We start from the raw sequence: 17,734 nt of genomic DNA, 5'->3' as shown, positions 1-17,734 counted from the left end.
GTGCGCGCTTTGTTTTCGAATACTTGAGGCAGATGTTGGCCCATGCCCCGTAAAACCTGGCGCGCTGCGCTTGCTGCCTATGCCAGCCCGTCAACCTTGGTACTTTTGCTGCTCGGTTTCGCCGCCGGCTTGCCGTACATGTTGGTGTTCTCGACCCTGTCGGTGTGGTTGCGCGAGGCCGGTGTGGCCCGCGAGACCATTGGTTACGCCAGCCTGATCGGCCTGGCCTACGCCTTCAAGTGGGTGTGGTCGCCGCTGCTCGACCAATGGCGCCTGCCGCTGCTTGGCGGCCTGGGCCGGCGGCGCTCGTGGCTGCTGCTGTCGCAGTCACTGGTGGTCATCGGCCTGGTCGGCATGAGCCTGTGTGACCCGCAGCAACATCTGTCGTGGCTGATCGCCATGGCCGTACTGGTAGCCTTTGCCTCGGCCACCCAGGACATCGCAGTCGATGCCTACCGCCTGGAAATCGCCGACGACCAGCGCCAGGCCGCGCTGGCTGCCAGTTACATGGCCGGCTATCGGATCGCTGCACTGCTCGCCACGGCTGGCGCCCTGTTCTTTGCCGAGTGGTTCGGTTCCACCGGTTTCAGCTACCTGCACAAAGCCTGGGCCGGCACTTACGTGATGTTCGGGGTCATGATGCTGCCCGCGCTGTTCACCACCCTGATCATGCGCGAACCCCCCGTGCCCCTGCGCACCCAGCTGTCTGCAGCACGCTACGGGCTGGTGCACCAGATGGCCTCGGTGTTCGTGCTGATCATCCTGCTGGTGTCGGTACCGGCCAGCTTCACCCAGATGTTCAATACCGGCTGGTCCACGGTCATATCCGGTGATGCCACGCCGCTCGACCTGCTGGTGGAAGACCGCGCCTTCCTACGCCTGATTCTTTATGTGTTGCTGAGCTGGGCGTGCCTGTCGAGCCTGGGCCGCCGCGGCCTGGCCCCGGTGCTGACACCGGTCAACGACTTCATCGCCCGCTACCGTTGGCAGGCCCTGCTGCTGCTGGGCCTGATCGCCACCTACCGCATGTCGGACACGGTTATGGGCGTGATGGCCAACGTGTTCTACATCGACATGGGCTTCACCAAGGACCAGATTGCCAGCGTCAGCAAGATCTTCGGCCTCATCATGACCCTGGTCGGTGCTGGCGTCGGCGGCCTGCTGATCGTGCGTTTCGGCATCATGCCGATCCTGTTCATTGGCGGCGTGGCCTCGGCGGGTACCAACATCCTGTTCCTGATGCTGGCCGACATGGGCCCGAACCTGGAAATGCTGGTGGTCACCATCTCACTGGACAACTTCAGCTCCGGCATGGCCACCTCGGCCTTCGTCGCCTACCTGTCGAGCCTGACCAACCTGAAGTTCTCGGCCACCCAGTACGCGCTGCTCAGCTCGATCATGCTGCTGCTGCCGCGGTTGATTGGCGGGTATTCGGGGGTGATGGTGGAGAAGTTCGGGTACCACGACTTCTTCCTGATTACCGCACTGCTGGGTGTGCCTACGCTGATCCTGATCGCCTTGCAGTGGCGCCAAGAGGCTGGGCGAGGGACGCCGGTGGCAGAGGAAAATTCAGCGGCCGAGCGGCCCTGATAGATTTGCAGCGCCTGTACTGGCCTCTTCGCGGGCTCGCCCGCTCCCACAGGTAAATCACAGGTTCAGACATTGTGGTGTACCTGTGGGAGCTGGCTTGCCGGCGATAGGGCCGATACAGAGAACATTGATTACTGAGTAACAGCCCCTTCCCCAGGCCGCCCACCCACCACATACCACAGCGGCCACAGTGCCAGAGCCCCTGCCACCCCCGCCGCCAGGGCAAAGTGCAGCAAGCTGGCACCGGCACCTATCATCGCCAACAGCGCCCCGCCCAGCCCCAGCAGGGCGATGGTGATCATCCCCAGCATCGCCGAGACCAGGCCCTTGCTCTGCTCGCTGGAGAACAGCGTCATGCGGTACAGCACCGCGTTGGCTACGCCCAGGCCCAGCGCGTACAGCGACATGCCTGCCACCACGCTGGTCACGCTCGGCCAGTACCAGGTCGCCAGTACCATCAGGCTCAACCCCGACAGATACGGCCACAGTGCACCACGTACCAGCGCCGGTAGCGGGTAACGGTCGGCAATACGGTTGATGATCAGGTTGCCGAGGATCAGCCCGCCAAACACCGGCAACTGCCACAAGGCGTACGCCATCGTGCTCAACCCCTCGTCATGAATCAGCAGCACTGGCGACAGGCCGATCCAGCCAATCAGTGGCAAGCCCACCAGGCCCAGCGCGGCGCTGCCGGCAACGAAGCGGCGGTTGGCCAGCAGCTGGCCGTAGCCCGCCAGCAGTGGCAGCAGGTGGATTGGCGTGAACGCCAGGCGTGAGCCGTCGCGGCGCTCCACGCCCAGGGTTTCCGGCATCAGCCGGTACAACAGCACCCAGCACAGGACCGCGCCGATGGCGAAGGCCACGAACAGCCAGCGCCAGTCCAGCCACTGCAGCAGCAAGGTGCCTACCAGCGGCCCGAGCAGCGGCGACAGCAAGGCGATGTTGGCCAACAGCGCCATCATGCGCACGGCGTCTGCCTCGCTGAAGGCTTCGTTCAGGGCCGGGTAGCTGACCGTGACCACAAAGCCCAGGCCAATGCCCTGCAGCAGGCGCAGCAGGTTGAACAGGCCGATGTCGTGAACCCAGAACGTGGCCAGGCAAGCCAGGCCAAAGAACGTGCAGCCGACCAGCAGCAGCGGGCGCCGCCCGTAGCGGTCAGCCAGCGGGCCGATCAGCCATTGCAGTACCACGCCACCCAGCAGGTACAGGTTGAGGGCATGGGGGATGTATTCCGGGCTGGCGTTCAGGTCGCCGACCACTACCGGCATGGCCGGCATGACTGCGTCACTGGCCAGGTAGGTGAGCAGCTCGAACAGGGCCAAGGTCAGGCCGAACAGCAAGGCGCGCAGGGGGGTGATGTACAGCAATGGTTTCATGATGGCGTATCGGGTGTGGCAGGTGGGCTAGGGTATATGCCAGAAATGACGGGGTTTTGCTGTGAACAAGTGTAAAAACGGGGCCGCTGCGCGCCCCATCGCGACACAAGGCCGCTCCTACAGAGATCGCGTTAACCCCTGTAGGAGCGGCCTTGTGTCGCGATGGGGCGCGCAGCGGCCCCGGCTTTCTACAACCTTACTGTGCGGCAGTTTCCTGCACCACACGAATCACCCGCTGCGGAAACGGAATGTCGATCCCTTCAGCCTTCAACCGGTCACGCGCATGCTCGTTGAGCATGAACATCACATCCCAGTAATCAGACGTCTTGGTCCACAAGCGCAGCGACACCGTGATCGCGCTGTCACCCAACGTTGCCACTACGGCCTGCGGCGCCGGGTCGGCCAGTACACGCGGGTCCTTGGCCAATTCAAGCAGCACGTTACGGGCCTTTTGCAGGTCGGCCTCGTAATCCACGCCCACATCGAACACCACCTTGCGCGTCGGCTGGCGGTTGGTGTTGGTGATGATGCCGTTGGACAGGCTGCCGTTGGGCATGATCACAGTCTTGTTGTCACCGGTACGCAGCACGGTGTGGAAGATCTGGATGCTGTCGACGGTGCCGGAAACACCCTGCGCCTCGATCCAGTCGCCGATGCGGAACGGACGGAACATCAGGATCAGCACACCCCCGGCGAAGTTTGCCAGGCTGCCTTGCAAGGCCAGACCGATGGCGAGACCGGCGGCACCGATGGCGGCAACGAACGACGTCGTCTCGATGCCGATCATCGAGGCCACGCTGACCAGCAGCAGCACCTTCAACACAATGTTGGCCAGGGTGCTGATAAAGCCCTGCAGCGCCAGGTCGGCGTTGCGCAGGCCGACCAGCTTGCCCAGGCGGGCGCTGACCTTGTTGATGATCCACCAGCCGACCGCCAGGGTCAGCAGCGCCAGCAGCACACGGCTGCCGTATTCCATGATCAAGGGGATCCAGGTTTGCGATTGGCGGACCAGCTGATCGACTTCAGCGTTCAAATCCATATTCATCTCCTGATGCCGAGCGGCAAGTACACGGTAGAACAGGCCGCGTGTTCACGCAGCCCCGGCCCCCATGGACATCATCTGGCCATCGGGGTTCCGGGCGTGGCGATCAGTCGCGGAAGTTGTTGAACTGCAGCGGCATGTCGAATTCCTTGGTGCGCAACAGGGCAATGGCTTCCTGCAGGTCGTCGCGCTTCTTGCCGGTGACACGCACCTGCTCACCCTGGATGGCGGCCTGCACTTTCAACTTGCCATCCTTGATGGTGGCAACGATCTTCTTGGCCAGGTCCTTGTCGATGCCTTCGCGGAACTTGGCTTCCTGTTTCTTTTCCTTGCCGGACGGATATGGGTCTTTGGTTTCCAGGCATTTCACGTCGATCTTGCGCTTGACCAGCGCCAGGCGCAGGATTTCCAGCATGGCTTCGAGCTGGAACTCCTCCTCGGCGGTGAGCATCACGGTCTGATCCTTGTCCTTGAACTCGAAGGTGCCCTTGCCCTTGAGGTCGTAACGGCGGTCAAGCTCCTTGATGGCGTTGTCGACCGCATTCTGCACTTCGTGCTTGTCCAGTTCCGATACCACGTCGAACGAAGGCATGGTTGTTCTCCCAAAATAAAAGCGCGCTCAGGCTGAAGATGGAGCGCGCTGGGTTTGACGGTTAAAATGCGGGCTCATTATAACGGGTTGCGAAACGCATATGAGCAGCACCTGGCATATTCTCGGCGCCGGCAGCCTGGGCAGCCTGTGGGCCTGCCGCCTGGCACGCGCAGGCAGGGCCGTACGCCTGATCCTGCGTGACGGGCAACGGCTGCAGGCTTATCTACAGGCCGGTGGCCTGACCCTGATCGAACAGGACCAGCCCCGGCACTACGCCATCCCCGCCGAAACCGCGCAGGCGCATGGCCCCATCCACCGCCTGCTGGTGGCCTGCAAGGCATATGACGCCGCCCCGGCAATTGCCGGTATTGCACCGCGGCTGGCCGAAGGCGCCGAAGTGCTGCTGTTGCAGAACGGCTTGGGCAGCCAGGACGAAGTCGCCGATCTGGTGCCGCACGCACGCTGCATCTTTGCCTCCAGCACTGAAGGAGCATTTCGTGAGGGCGACTGGCAAGTGCGCTTTGCCGGCCACGGTTTCAACTGGCTGGGCGACCCGCGCAACCCGGAGCCGCCGGTTTGGTTCGATGACCTGCACCAGGCCGGTATCCCCGCCGAGTGGACGGTGGATATCCTCTCCCGCCTGTGGCGCAAGCTGGCGCTCAATTGCGCGATCAACCCGCTGACCGTGTTGCACGACTGCCAGAACGGCGGGCTGCTGGGGCATCTGCCTGAAGTGGAGGCCCTGTGCGCCGAACTGGCTGGGTTGCTGCGCCGATGCGGCCAGCCACAAGCAGCGGACGGGTTGGACGAAGAGGTGCAGCGGGTGATCCTTGCCACTGCAGCCAACTACTCTTCCATGTACCAGGACGTGCGCGCGGGCCGACGCACCGAGGTGCATTACCTGCTCGGCCATGCCTGCCGCGCGGCCGAACGCCATGGCCTGCACCTGCCGCAACTGGAACACCTGCAGCAGCGCCTGGTCGAAAACCTGCGTGTACGCCACTTGCCCAGCGACTGACGCGGCCCCTTCAACCGGATACGGACATTGCCAAGCCCATGACCTTGCGCCAACGCCTGGAAAACCTCCCGGTCGGGCAGAAACTGCTGGCGGCCCTGCTGGTGCTGCTGGTAACCATCCTGCTGGTGGCCAACCTCACCTTCATCAGCGCCGCCTACTGGATCACCCAGGAAAGCATGGCGCCGCAGGCGTTGCAGACCATCGGCCGGTTGGTGGCCAACCCGCAGCTGGCGGCCCGTGCTGGCGACACCCCGGAAACCGCCAGCGCCCTGCTCAAGGAGCTGGACAGCTACACGCCATTGCGCGCTGCCGCCGTCTACGGCGGCGATGGCCGCATGCTGGCGCAGTTGCAGCATGGCGACCCCATGGCCTTGCCCAAGCGCTTTCGCAACATTGACGGCTGGCGCCTGATGGAGTTTCGCAGCACACAGCTGATACGCATCCCACGCGACGCCAACCCACCGGCGCACCTGCTGCTGGTGGCCAGCAGCGAACTGCCCACGGCGTTCTACACCGGCACGCTCAGCGCCAGCCTGGGCATTCTGGTGTTCAGCATCCTGCTTTGGATTGTCGTTGCCCGGCAGATCAAGCGCCTGATCACCCAGCCGATCAACCAGCTGGAAGAACTCAGCCGCCAGGTCACCCGCGAAGAGAGCTATGCCCTGCGCGCCCGGCGTGGCAACGACGATGAAATCGGCAGCCTGGCCGCGGCCTTCAACACCATGCTGTCGCGTATCGAGGCCCGTGAGCAGCAGCTCAAGCGCGCTCGCGACGAGTTCCAGGACGCCTACGACCAGGCCCAGGGCCTGGCCGAGGAAACCCGCCATACCAACCGCAAGCTGGAACTGGAAGTGCAGGTGCGCAGCAAAATCGAGAAAAAACTCACCGGCTTCCAGAACTACCTCAACAGCATCATCGACTCGATGCCCTCGGCACTGATCGCCCTCGACGAACAACTCTACGTGACCCAGTGGAACCACGAAGCCACCGTGCTTTCCGGCACACCGCTGGATGAAGCACTGAACCAGCCGGTGTTCATTGCTTTCGAGCCACTCAAGCCGTTCCTGCCGCAACTGAAGGAAACCGTGGAAAGGCACCGGGTGGCGAAGATCGAGCGGGTCACCTGGCCCAAGGGCGACGACCTGCGCCACTACGCCCTCACCTTCTACCCGCTGACCGGTGGCGGCGGCCGAGGGGTAGTTATCCGCATCGACGACATCACCCAGCGCCTGTCGCTGGAAGAGATGATGGTGCAGTCGGAGAAAATGCTCTCGGTCGGAGGCCTGGCCGCCGGCATGGCCCACGAGATCAACAACCCGCTGGGCGCCATCCTGCACAACGTGCAGAACATTCGTCGGCGCCTTTCGCCGGACCTGCCGCGCAACCTGGAACAGGCTCAAGAGCTGGGTGTCGACCTGGCCACGATCAATCGGTACCTGGACAGCCGCGAAGTGCCGCAACTGCTCGATGGCATCCAGCAAGCCGGCGCGCGGGCGGCGAAGATCGTTACCCACATGCTCAGTTTCAGCCGCCGCAGCAACCGCCAGCTGGTGCCCTGCGAGCTGCCGGCACTGATCGACCAGGCGCTGGAAATTGCCGGCAATGACTTTGACCTGACTATCGGTTTCGACTTCAAGGGCCAGGCCATCGTGCGCCAGTTCGACCCCGCGCTGGGGCCGGTGCCATGCACCGCCAACGAGCTGGAACAGGTACTGCTCAACTTGCTGAAGAACGCCGCCCAGGCCATTCACCTGCGCCCACAACCCAGTGAGCCCGGGCGCATCACCCTGCGTACCCGGCTGAACCCGCCGTGGGCGGAAATCCAGGTCGAGGACAACGGCGTCGGCATGCCCGAAGCGGTGCGCAAGCGCACCTTCGAGCCGTTCTTTACCACGAAGGAAATCGGCCAGGGTACCGGGCTGGGCCTGTCGGTTTCGTACTTCATCATCACCAACAACCACAAGGGGCAGATGGAAGTGCAGTCCACGCCCGGCCAGGGCACCTGCTTCACCCTGCGCCTGCCCCTCGGCCAGCCGGCAGCGGTAGCGCCGGCCAAAACGGAGCAATGACATGGGCTACCGCCTTTCGAAGATCTACACCCGTACCGGCGACAAGGGCGAAACCGGCCTGGGCGACGGCCGCCGGGTGCCCAAGGACCACCCGCGGATCGAAGCGATTGGCGAGGTGGACAGCCTGAACAGCCAGTTGGGCGTACTGCTGGCGGGCCTGGCCGAGCACGGCCTGGATGAGGTCAGTAAAGTGCTGGCGCCGTGTCAGCACCGCTTGTTCGACCTGGGCGGTGAACTGGCGATGCCCAGCTACCAGGCGTTGAACCAGGCAGAACTGGAGCGCCTGGAGGCGGCCATCGATGTGTGGAACGAAGAGCTGGGGCCGTTGAAGAACTTCATCTTGCCCAGTGGCTCGATGCTGGTGGCGCAGGCGCATGTGTGCCGTAGCCTGGCGCGCAGTGCCGAGCGGCGGTGTCAGGAGTTGAATGCATTGGAGCCGCTGGAGGGGGTTGGGTTGGCGTATATCAACCGGCTGTCTGACCTGCTGTTTGTGGCGGCGCGGATCATTGGGCGGCGGCAGGGGGTGGATGAGGTGTTGTGGCAGCCTGCTGAAAAGCCTCAGGGCTGATATTTTTGGGCTGCTGTGCAGCCCATCGCGACGCAAGGCCGCTCCTACAGGGGTACGCGAACTTTTCAGGGTTGTGCGGTCCCTGTAGGAGCGGCCTTGCGTCGCGATGGGCCGCAAAGCGGCCCCAATTACTAGGCTTCAGGCCAGAATGCGCGTATCCCGGCCACACCCTGCGCCCCTGCTTCCCAGGCCTTCTCCCGCTCACCCGGCCCGACCCCACCCAGCAGGTACACCGGCTTGCTGAACCCGGCAATCAAGCGCTGTGCCTCTTCCCAGCCCAATGGCACCGCCTCGGGATGCGTCTGGGTCGCCTGCACCGGCGACAAGGTGACAAAGTCCACGCCCATCTGCTCGGCCAGCGCCAGCTCTTCGGCACTGTGGCAGGACGCCGCCAGCCAGCGCTCCTTGGGGAACGGCCGCCCTTTGGCAGCGTACTTGCGCAATTGCGCGGCGGTCAGGTGCCAGCCGGCCGACGGGAAGTCACCCAGCCATTCCAACGGCCCCTTGAGCATCAGCTGCGCCTTGCCCCCACACAGCCCGACCGCATCCACTGCCACGTCGCGGTACTTGGGGTCGTACATGTCCGGGGCACGCAACTGGATCAGGCGAATGCCGCTGGCCACGGCCTTCTGGATGCCCTTGAGCATCTGCGGCACTTCCAGGCCGTCCGGGGTAATCAGGTACTGGTCCGGCAGGCGCGCAGCCGCCACGATCGGCTTGTTGGCCTCGGGGAACGCGTACTGCGGCAGGTCGCGCGGGGCAACCCATTCCAGCGGCTGGCCCTCGGCACCGTGCGGCTCGCCGGTGAACGCCAGGACCTCACGCACATCCAGCAGCACCTGCTTGTCCGGGTAGTCGTGGCTGACCTTGATCAGCGCACGCGAACCGCTCACCTCGATACCCAGCTCTTCACGCAGCTCGCGGGCCAGCGCCGCTTCGACGCTTTCGCCCTCCTCCACCTTGCCGCCGGGGAACTCCCACAGGCCGCCCTGATGCTGGGTGTCGGCACGCCGCGCGATCAGAATACGGCCATCAGTGCCACGAATGACGGCCGCTACTACATGAATCCGTTTCACACTTCACGCTCCGCCAGGCCAGCCTGCTGCCAGGCCTGGAAGGCTGGCCACTGGTAAATGGTCTCGATGTAGGCCGCAGCCTCCGCAGGCACCTCCACACGGTACGTGCGCAGGCGCACGGCCACCGGGGCGAAGAAGGCATCGGCCAGGCTCGGCTTGCCGAACAGGAACGGGCCGCTGTCTTCGGCCACCAGGCGGCATTCGGACCACAGCGCGACGATGCGGTCGATGTCGATCTGTACGTCCAACGGCATGTTGTCCAGTGCCTGGTCACGCGCCAGGTCGAACGGCATGGCGCCGCGCAGGGCGAAGAAGCCGCTGTGCATCTGCGCGCAGGCCGAACGGGCCTGGGCCCGCGCTGCCACGTCGGCAGGCCACAGTTGAGCCTCGGGATGGCGTTCGTTGAGGTATTCGGCGATTGCCAGCGAATCGGCGATTACACCATGCTCGGTCTTGAGCAACGGTACCTTGCCGGTAGCGGAATAGGCGAGAAGGCGCTGACGGGTGTCAGGCTGATTGAGCTTGATCAGGGTTTCTTCGTAGGGCACGCCGGCCAGTTCGAGGGCCAGGGCGCCACGCAGCGACCAGGAGGAGTACAGCTTGTCGCCGATGATCAGGTGATAGCTCATGGTTCGGCTCCATCGGTTTGGATTTTTTTTGGGGCTGCTTTGCAGCCCAATCGCCGGCAAGCCAGCTCCCACAGGTACAGCACAGGGCCTGAAGGCTAGGCTGTACCTGTGGGAGCTGGCTTGCCGGCGATTGGGCCGCAAAGCGGCCCCATTTGGATCAGGTACGGTACTCGGCGTTGATTTTCACGTACTCGTGGGACAGGTCGGTGGTCCAGATGGTTTCGCTGCACTGGCCACGGCCCAACTCGATACGGATGGTAATCTCTTCCTGGGCCATCACTGCCGAACCCTGCGCTTCGGTATAGCTCGGGCTGCGGCCACCCTGGCTGGCGATGCACACGCTGTCCAGGTACACATCGATCAGGCTCACATCCAGCTCCGGCACACCGGCACGGCCAACGGCGGCGAGGATACGGCCCCAGTTCGGGTCGGAGGCAAACAGTGCGGTCTTGATCAGCGGCGAGTGGGCAACGGCGTAGCCGACGTCCAGGCATTCCTGGTGGTTGCCACCACCGTTGACCTGCACGGTGACGAACTTGGTCGCACCTTCGCCGTCACGGACGATGGCCTGGGCCACTTCCATGCACACTTCGAACACGGCCTTTTTCAGCGCTTCGAACAGTGCGCCGCTGGCTTCGGTGACTTCCGGCAGGTTGGCTTTGCCGGTGGCGATCAGCATGCAGCAGTCGTTGGTCGAGGTGTCGCCGTCGATGGTAATGCGGTTGAACGACTTGTTGGCGCCGTCCAGCATCAGGTCCTTGAGTACCGCCGGGGCAACTTTGGCGTCGGTGGCAATGTAGCCGAGCATGGTGGCCATGTTCGGGCGGATCATGCCGGCGCCCTTGCTGATGCCGGTGACGGTAACGGTCACGCCGTCGTGCTGGAACTGCCGGCTGGCACCCTTGGGCAGAGTGTCGGTGGTCATGATGCCGGTGGCGGCTTCAGCCCAGTGGTTCTCCGACAGGTTGTCGAGGGCGGCTTGCAGTGCGCCTTCGATCTTCTCGACCGGCAGTGGCTCACCGATCACGCCAGTGGAGAACGGCAGTACCGACTCGGCGGGTACGCCGGTCAGTTCGGCCAACTTGGCGCAGGTGCGCTCGGCAGCGGCCAGGCCTGGCGCGCCGGTACCCGCGTTGGCATTGCCTGTGTTGGTCAGCAGGTAGCGCACGGTGCCCTGTACACGCTGCTTGGACAGGATCACCGGCGCCGCGCAGAAGGCGTTGAGGGTGAACACGCCAGCCACGCTGGAGCCTTCGGCACAGCGCATGACCACCACATCCTTGCGCCCCGGGCGCTTGATGCCGGCAGAAGCGATGCCGAGTTCAAAACCCGGAACCGGGTGCAGGGTGGGCAAAGGACCAAGACCAACAGCCATTAGAGCGCTCCTAGAAAAATCGGTTGATGTACAAAAAGCGAGGCCGCTTCGTGCCCCAACGCGACACAAGGCCGCTCCTACAGGTTGTCGCGATTCCTGTAGGAGCGGCCTTGTGTCGCGAAAGGGCCGCAAAGCGGCCCCAGTATGTCTCAGGTTACAACGACCAGGTCAGATCACTCGATCTGCCCGTGGCAATGCTTGAACTTCTTGCCCGAACCACACCAGCACGGCTCGTTGCGGCCCAGCTTCTGGTCGTTGCGCACCGGCGCTGCGGCTACCGCCACTTCGGCGCCTTCCTCGCTCAGTTGCTCGCTTTCCAGGCCCGGTGCAGCGGCGTGCTGGAACTGCATGCGGCTGGCCAGTTCCTCGGCCTCGCGGCGCAGGCGGGCTTCTTCTTCGGCCGGGTCTTCGCGGCGAACCTGAACGTGCGACAGCACGCGGATAGTGTCGCGCTTGATCGACTCCAGCAGCTCCTGGAACAGGCTGAACGACTCGCGCTTGTACTCCTGCTTCGGGTTCTTTTGCGCATAACCACGCAGGTGAATACCGTGACGCAGGTGGTCCATGGTCGACAGGTGGTCTTTCCACAGGTCGTCCAGCACGCGCAGCAGGATCTGCTTCTCGAAGGTACGCAGGGCGTCGAGGCCGGCCTGGTCTTCCTTCTCGGTGTAGGCCGTGGTGATTTCGTGCAGCAGCTTCTCGCGCAGGGTCTCTTCGTAGAGGTGATCATCCTCGTCGAGCCACTGCTGGATCGGCAGCTTGATGGCGAAATCGCTGGCCAGCGAAGCTTCCAGGCCGGCCACATCCCACTGCTCGGGCAGCGACTGCGGCGGTATGTGCTGGCTGATGGTAGCGTCCAGCACTTCCTGGCGGAATTCGACGATGGTGTCGCCAATGTTCTCGGCCGCCAGCAGGCTGTTGCGCATGTGGTAGATCACCTTGCGCTGCTCGTTGGCCACGTCGTCGTATTCGAGCAATTGCTTACGGATGTCGAAGTTGCGGCCTTCGACCTTGCGCTGGGCCTTCTCGATGGCGTTGGTGACCATGCGGTGCTCAATGGCCTCGCCCGACTGCATGCCCAGGGCCTTCATGAAGTTCTTCACCCGGTCAGAGGCGAAGATGCGCATCAGGCTGTCTTCCAGCGACAGGTAGAAGCGGCTGGAACCCGGGTCACCCTGACGGCCGGAACGGCCACGCAGCTGGTTGTCGATACGGCGCGATTCGTGGCGCTCGGAAGCGATCACATGCAGGCCACCGGCCTCGATCACCTGCTGGTGACGCTTCTGCCAGTCGGCTTTGATCTGGGCAATCTGCTCGGCGGTCGGGCTTTCCAGGGCGGCCACTTCGGCTTCCCAGTTGCCGCCCAGAAGGATGTCGGTACCACGGCCGGCCATGTTGGTGGCGATGGTCAGCGCACCCGGGGCACCGGCCTGCGCGATGATCTCGGCTTCCTTCTCGTGGTACTTGGCGTTCAGTACCTTGTGGTCGATACCTTCCTGCTTCAGCAGGTTCGACATGTGTTCGGACGTTTCGATGGTCGCGGTACCCACCAGGATCGGCCGGCCCTGCTTCATGCTTTCCTTGATGTCGGCGATGATCGCGGCGTATTTCTCGTCGGCGGTCAGGTACACAAGGTCGTTGAAGTCTTTACGCGCCAGTGGCTTGTTCGGCGGGATGACCATCACGTTCAGCGCGTAGATCGACTGGAACTCGAACGCTTCGGTGTCGGCAGTACCGGTCATGCCGGACAGCTTGGTGTACAGGCGGAAGTAGTTCTGGAAGGTGGTCGAAGCCAGGGTCTGGCTTTCGGCCTGGATGTTCAGGTTTTCTTTTGCCTCGATGGCCTGGTGCAGGCCTTCGGACAGGCGACGACCCGGCATGGTACGGCCGGTGTGTTCGTCGATCAGCAGGACCTGGCCGTCCTGGACGATGTATTCGATGTTGCGGTGGAACAGCTTGTGCGCACGCAGGCCGGCGTAGACGTGGGTCAGCAGGCCCAGGTTGTGCGCCGAGTACAGGCTCTCGCCTTCGGCCAGCAGCCCGGCCTGGGTCAGCATCTCTTCGATGAACTGGTGACCGGCTTCGTTCAGCTCGACCTGGCGGCTCTTCTCGTCGATGGTGAAGTGGCCTTCCTGGGTGACCTGGCCTTCGACTTCTTCGATGTGCTGGGTCAGGCGCGGGATCAGGCGGTTGATCTCGATGTACAGCTTGGAGCTGTCTTCGGCCTGGCCGGAAATGATCAGCGGGGTACGCGCTTCGTCGATCAGGATGGAGTCGACTTCGTCGATTACGGCAAAATTCAGTTCACGCTGAAACTTCTCGTCCTGGCTGAACGCCATGTTGTCGCGCAGGTAGTCGAAACCGAATTCGTTGTTGGTGCCGTAGGTGATATCGGACGCATAGGCAGCACGCTTTTCTTCCGGCGGCTGGAACGCCGAGACGATACCGACCGACAGGCCGAGGAATTCGTACAGCGGGCGCATCCAGTTGGCGTCACGGCGGGCCAGGTAGTCGTTGACGGTGACCACGTGCACGCCCTTGCCGGACAGTGCGTTGAGGTACACGGCCAGGGTACCGACCAAGGTCTTGCCTTCACCGGTACGCATTTCTGCGATCATACCCTCGTGCAGGGTCATGCCGCCGATCAGCTGCACGTCGAAGTGGCGCATGCCCATGACACGCTTGCCGGCCTCACGGGCCACGGCGAAGGCTTCAGGCAGCAATTGGTCCAGTGTCTCGCCTTTGGCCAGGCGCTCCTTGAACTCTGCGGTCTTGCCCCGCAGTTGCTCGTCGGAGAGGGCCACCATCTTCTCTTCGAAGGCATTGACGATACTCACCGTCTTGAGCATGCGTTTGACTTCACGCTCGTTCTTGCTTCCAAAAAGTTTTTTTAACAAAGGCGCAAACATATCGGCAGGATCTTCCACACGTAGGGATGGAGGGCGGCCCCATGAGTCGCCCGTGCAGCCCTGAGGCCGCATGCGAACGAGCATTCTACCCGGAAACGATGGTGAGGAAAGTGGTGGATTTCCACGATGCTATTACAGCGTTTTGGCGGGGGCCTGTCTTAGATAGGGGCATTTTCCCTGAGTTCAAGGCTTGGCAACATGAAAGGTATCGAGAACTGGTCTTAGCTTTGTTACCTGTGCCGGCCTCTTCGCAGGCAAGCCCGCGAAGAGGCCGGCACAGGTAACAGAGGTGTTAAACTGCAGCCCATACAACCTCACACGTGCCCCAATGGCCTACAAACCCTCCCCCGCCCAGCCACCGTCGGCCCTGCTGCGCCAGGTACGCCCGCTGCGCCTGCTGCTGAACCAGGCCGAACGCCTGGAGCACCTGCAGCGCCTGCTGGAAAGTCAGCTGCAACCGGCCGCCCGCGAGCACTGCCACGTGGCCTCATGGCGGGATGGCACCTTGCTGCTGGTGGTCACCGATGGCCACTGGGCAACGCGCCTGCGTTATCAACAGAAGCGCTTACTGGCGGCCTTGCAGGCCATGGAAGCCTTCGGCAACCTCAGGCGCATCCTCTACAAGGTGCAGCCGCCGCTGGTGCCGGCCAAGCGCGGCGGGCATGCCGCCGAGCTGTCCAATACTGCGGCGGAAAGCCTGCTTGATACTGCTGAGGGGATTGCTGATCCGAAGTTGCGGGCGGCGCTGGAGCGGTTGGCGGGTCATGCTCAGGGCAAGGGCTGAGAGCGATCGCCTTGAGTTTTGCAGCGGCGCGGAAATCGAGCGCCGCCCGCGCGGCGCTTCGCGGGGCAAGCCCGCTCCCACATCTGTTTCGGGCCAATCTATCCTGCGCCTTTCGCGCGCGCACCCTTGGCGCATGGCTTGAGGTGGATTGAGCAGCGGCGCATTCGATATCGAAGGGGACAACAAGGCGGACAGCGGTGGCCTCACAGAATTGATTGGCCCGAAACAGATGTGGGAGCGGGCTTGCCCCGCGAAGCGCCGCGCGGGCGGCGCTCGATTTCCGCGCCACTGCAAAACTCAAACTGAACACCTGTCAGACCCAGCCCAAAACTCAAACTCAACACCTGTCAGCCCCACCCCAAAACCCAAACCGAACACCCACCATCCCCAAAATCCCAGATCCCGCCCATAAAAAAGGCCACCCGAAGGTGGCCTTAATGAACTAGAGAGTGTTCGAACTTACACGGCCGCAACAGGGCGCATGTACGAGATCGGTGCCGTGCTGGCATCTTCGAAAGTGACCACTTCCCAGGCATCGGTTTCGTCGATCAGCTTGCGCAGCAGCTGGTTGTTCAGCGAGTGGCCGGACTTGTAGCCCTTGAACTCACCGATCAGGCTGTTGCCCAGCAGATAAAGGTCGCCAATGGCGTCGAGGATCTTGTGCTTGACGAATTCGTCATCGGAACGAAGGCCGTCTTCGTTGAGCACACCGGTCTCGTCGACTACGATGGCGTTCTCGACACTGCCACCCAACGCAAGGTTGTGCTTGCGCAGGTATTCGATGTCACGCATGAAGCCGAAGGTACGGGCGCGGCTGACTTCCTTCACGAACGAGGTGCTGGAGAAGTCGACGACCGCACTCTGGGTCTGGCCCTTGAGGACCGGGTGATCGAAGTCGATCTCGAAGCTCACCTTGAAACCGTCGAAAGGCAGGAACGTGGCGCGCTTGTCGCCCTCTTCCACGGTTACCTCACGCAGGATGCGGATGAACTTCTTGGCTGCGTCCTGTTCTTCCAGGCCGGCAGACTGAATCAGGAATACGAAAGGACCGGCGCTGCCATCCATGATCGGCACTTCCGAGGCGGAGAGCTCGACGTAGGCGTTATCGATGCCCAGGCCCGCCATGGCGGAGAGCAGGTGCTCGACCGTATCGACCTTGACGTCACCGTTGACCAGCGTCGTCGACATGGTTGTCTCGCCGACGTTGGCCGCACGCGCAGCGATTTCGACCACAGGGTCGAGGTCGGCGCGGCGGAAGACGATGCCGGTGTCAACAGGTGCAGGCTTGAGGGTCAGGTAAACCTTCTCCCCGGAGTGCAGACCGACACCTGTGGCACGGATGGTATTCTTCAGGGTGCGTTGTTTAATCATGGCATTGGCCGCTTCAGCGCAAATTGCGAACAGGTATCAACAAAGGCTGGCGATGATAACAGACCCAACCTTTGATGAATACCAATCACCTTTATACCCCTGATAAATTCCATTAATCAGCCTGACGACGCAGGAATGCCGGGATATCGAGGTAGTCCAGGTCATCCTGAGGGTTCAGTTTAGCCGCTGCGGCAGCCCCTGCATGGGCCTGGTTGCGCATGACGGTCGGGCGCTCCAGGTCACGGTAGTTGACCGCTGGCTGCTCCTGGCGAACAGGCGCCGGGTTGGAAGCCTCGTACACTTGCTGGGCAGTCTGCAGGGTGTTGTCGACCACTTTCACAGGCTTCTCGATGCGCGCGCCCAGGCCAGTAGCCACCACGGTAACGTGCAGCTCGTCACGCATGTCCGGGTCGATCACGGTGCCGACCTTGACCATGGCGTGGTCGGAGGCGAAGGCTTCGATGATGCTACCCACGTCGGAATATTCACCCAGCGACAGGTCCGGGCCTGCGGTGATGTTCACCAGGATGCCGCGGGCGCCCTGCAGGTTCACGTCTTCCAGCAGCGGGTTGCGGATTGCAGCCTCGGTGGCTTCACGCGCACGGTTCGGGCCGCTGGCGCAACCAGTACCCATCATCGCCATGCCCATTTCACCCATCACGGTGCGCACGTCGGCGAAGTCGACGTTGATCATGCCCGGGCGCTTGATGATGTCGGAGATACCGCGAACGGCACCGGCCAGCACATCGTCAGCCTTGGCGAAGGCCGACAGCAGGCTGGCGTCCTTGCCCAGGATGGTCAGCAGCTTCTCGTTGGGGATAGTGATCAACGAGTCGACGCTTTCAGCCAGCATGCGGATGCCTTCATCGGCGATCTGCATGCGCTTGCGGCCTTCGAACGGGAACGGACGGGTCACCACGGCTACGGTGAGAATGCCCATTTCCTTGGCCACTTCGGCAATGATCGGCGCTGCACCGGTACCGGTACCGCCGCCCATGCCAGTGGTGATGAACACCATGTTGGTGCCCTGCAGCACTTCAGCGATGCGCTCACGGTCTTCCAGCGCGGCCTGACGACCGACTTCCGGATTGGCACCGGCACCCAGGCCCTTGGTCACACCCGTGCCCAATTGCAGGATGGTGCGCGCGCCGATGTTTTTCAGGGCCTGGGCATCGGTGTTGGCGCAGATGAATTCCACACCTTCGATGCTGCTTTTGACCATGTGATTGACGGCGTTGCCGCCACCACCACCAACGCCGATCACCTTGATGACCGGACTTTGCGGGACGTTGTCTACGAGCTCGAACATTTTCCCTCTCCTTACAGTTCTCTAGT

14 protein-coding genes are annotated in these 17,734 nt (G+C 62.9%); 5 read left to right on the top strand and 9 right to left on the bottom strand.

Annotated features, from left to right (window positions below):
- Nucleotides 1-42: 42 nt before the first annotated feature.
- Nucleotides 43-1,590: an AmpG family muropeptide MFS transporter gene (locus ACI2KG_RS02440; protein ID WP_404660655.1), complete on the top strand. Its 1,548-nt coding sequence runs from the start codon at nt 43-45 to the stop codon at nt 1,588-1,590.
- Nucleotides 1,591-1,721: 131 nt separating this feature from the next.
- Here the strand turns inward: ACI2KG_RS02440 and ACI2KG_RS02435 are convergent, their stop codons facing one another.
- The 3 genes from ACI2KG_RS02435 to ACI2KG_RS02425 form a co-directional block, all read right to left on the bottom strand.
- The gene (locus ACI2KG_RS02435) at nt 1,722-2,966 is read right to left on the bottom strand and encodes an MFS transporter (protein WP_404660654.1); all 1,245 of its coding nucleotides are present in this window, start codon (nt 2,964-2,966) and stop codon (nt 1,722-1,724) included.
- Nucleotides 2,967-3,162: 196 nt separating this feature from the next.
- The gene (locus tag ACI2KG_RS02430) at nt 3,163-4,005 is read right to left on the bottom strand and encodes a mechanosensitive ion channel family protein (RefSeq protein ID WP_404660653.1); all 843 of its coding nucleotides are present in this window, start codon (nt 4,003-4,005) and stop codon (nt 3,163-3,165) included.
- A gap of 109 nt (nt 4,006-4,114) precedes the next feature.
- The gene (locus ACI2KG_RS02425; RefSeq protein ID WP_016488946.1) at nt 4,115-4,600 is read right to left on the bottom strand and encodes a YajQ family cyclic di-GMP-binding protein; all 486 of its coding nucleotides are present in this window, start codon (nt 4,598-4,600) and stop codon (nt 4,115-4,117) included.
- A 100-nt stretch (nt 4,601-4,700) separates the two neighbouring features.
- Between ACI2KG_RS02425 and ACI2KG_RS02420 the strand changes: the two genes are divergently transcribed.
- Genes ACI2KG_RS02420 through ACI2KG_RS02410 form a run of 3 tightly spaced genes read left to right on the top strand, consistent with a single transcriptional unit; the run spans nt 4,701 to nt 8,255 of the window.
- Complete coding sequence (locus tag ACI2KG_RS02420; RefSeq protein WP_404660652.1) at nt 4,701-5,618, top strand: putative 2-dehydropantoate 2-reductase; 918 nt, start codon at nt 4,701-4,703, stop codon at nt 5,616-5,618.
- Between the two features lie 38 nt (nt 5,619-5,656).
- Nucleotides 5,657-7,687: an ATP-binding protein gene (locus ACI2KG_RS02415; protein WP_404660651.1), complete on the top strand. Its 2,031-nt coding sequence runs from the start codon at nt 5,657-5,659 to the stop codon at nt 7,685-7,687.
- Nucleotide 7,688: 1 nt separating this feature from the next.
- Complete coding sequence (locus tag ACI2KG_RS02410; RefSeq protein WP_404660650.1) at nt 7,689-8,255, top strand: cob(I)yrinic acid a,c-diamide adenosyltransferase; 567 nt, start codon at nt 7,689-7,691, stop codon at nt 8,253-8,255.
- 131 nt (nt 8,256-8,386) lie between these two features.
- On the opposite strand, the gene ACI2KG_RS02405 is transcribed toward ACI2KG_RS02410, so the two are convergent.
- From ACI2KG_RS02405 to secA, 4 genes are all read right to left on the bottom strand, one after another.
- Entirely contained in the window at nt 8,387-9,331 is a 945-nt protein-coding gene (locus tag ACI2KG_RS02405) for a Nudix family hydrolase (RefSeq protein ID WP_404660649.1), read from the bottom strand.
- On the bottom strand, nt 9,328-9,960 hold the full coding sequence (locus ACI2KG_RS02400) for a glutathione S-transferase family protein (protein WP_404660648.1): 633 nt from the start codon (nt 9,958-9,960) through the stop codon (nt 9,328-9,330). The genes ACI2KG_RS02405 and ACI2KG_RS02400 overlap by 4 nt, the downstream gene beginning before the upstream one ends.
- Before the next feature lie 157 nt (nt 9,961-10,117).
- The gene (argJ, locus tag ACI2KG_RS02395) at nt 10,118-11,335 is read right to left on the bottom strand and encodes a bifunctional glutamate N-acetyltransferase/amino-acid acetyltransferase ArgJ (RefSeq protein ID WP_027917987.1); all 1,218 of its coding nucleotides are present in this window, start codon (nt 11,333-11,335) and stop codon (nt 10,118-10,120) included.
- 173 nt (nt 11,336-11,508) lie between these two features.
- Nucleotides 11,509-14,244 carry a preprotein translocase subunit SecA gene (gene secA, locus ACI2KG_RS02390; protein WP_400614540.1) on the bottom strand — a complete coding sequence of 912 codons (2,736 nt, stop codon included), beginning with the start codon at nt 14,242-14,244 and terminating at the stop codon, nt 11,509-11,511.
- A 328-nt stretch (nt 14,245-14,572) separates the two neighbouring features.
- On the opposite strand from secA, the gene ACI2KG_RS02385 reads away from it, so the two are divergent.
- Nucleotides 14,573-15,028 (top strand): DUF721 domain-containing protein, encoded by a 456-nt coding sequence (locus ACI2KG_RS02385; protein ID WP_404660647.1) that lies wholly within the window; start codon nt 14,573-14,575, stop codon nt 15,026-15,028.
- Between the two features lie 459 nt (nt 15,029-15,487).
- Here the strand turns inward: ACI2KG_RS02385 and lpxC are convergent, their stop codons facing one another.
- Together lpxC and ftsZ are read right to left on the bottom strand one after the other, a co-directional pair.
- Nucleotides 15,488-16,399: a UDP-3-O-acyl-N-acetylglucosamine deacetylase gene (lpxC, locus tag ACI2KG_RS02380; protein ID WP_201202068.1), complete on the bottom strand. Its 912-nt coding sequence runs from the start codon at nt 16,397-16,399 to the stop codon at nt 15,488-15,490.
- Nucleotides 16,400-16,511: 112 nt separating this feature from the next.
- Nucleotides 16,512-17,708 (bottom strand): cell division protein FtsZ, encoded by a 1,197-nt coding sequence (ftsZ, locus tag ACI2KG_RS02375; protein WP_003260772.1) that lies wholly within the window; start codon nt 17,706-17,708, stop codon nt 16,512-16,514.
- Nucleotides 17,709-17,734 lie beyond the last annotated feature (26 nt).

This window comes from Pseudomonas sp. NPDC089407 (assembly GCF_044900445.1).
Taxonomy (GTDB): domain Bacteria; phylum Pseudomonadota; class Gammaproteobacteria; order Pseudomonadales; family Pseudomonadaceae; genus Aquipseudomonas.
This window is presented reverse-complemented; position numbering and strand designations above follow the sequence as displayed.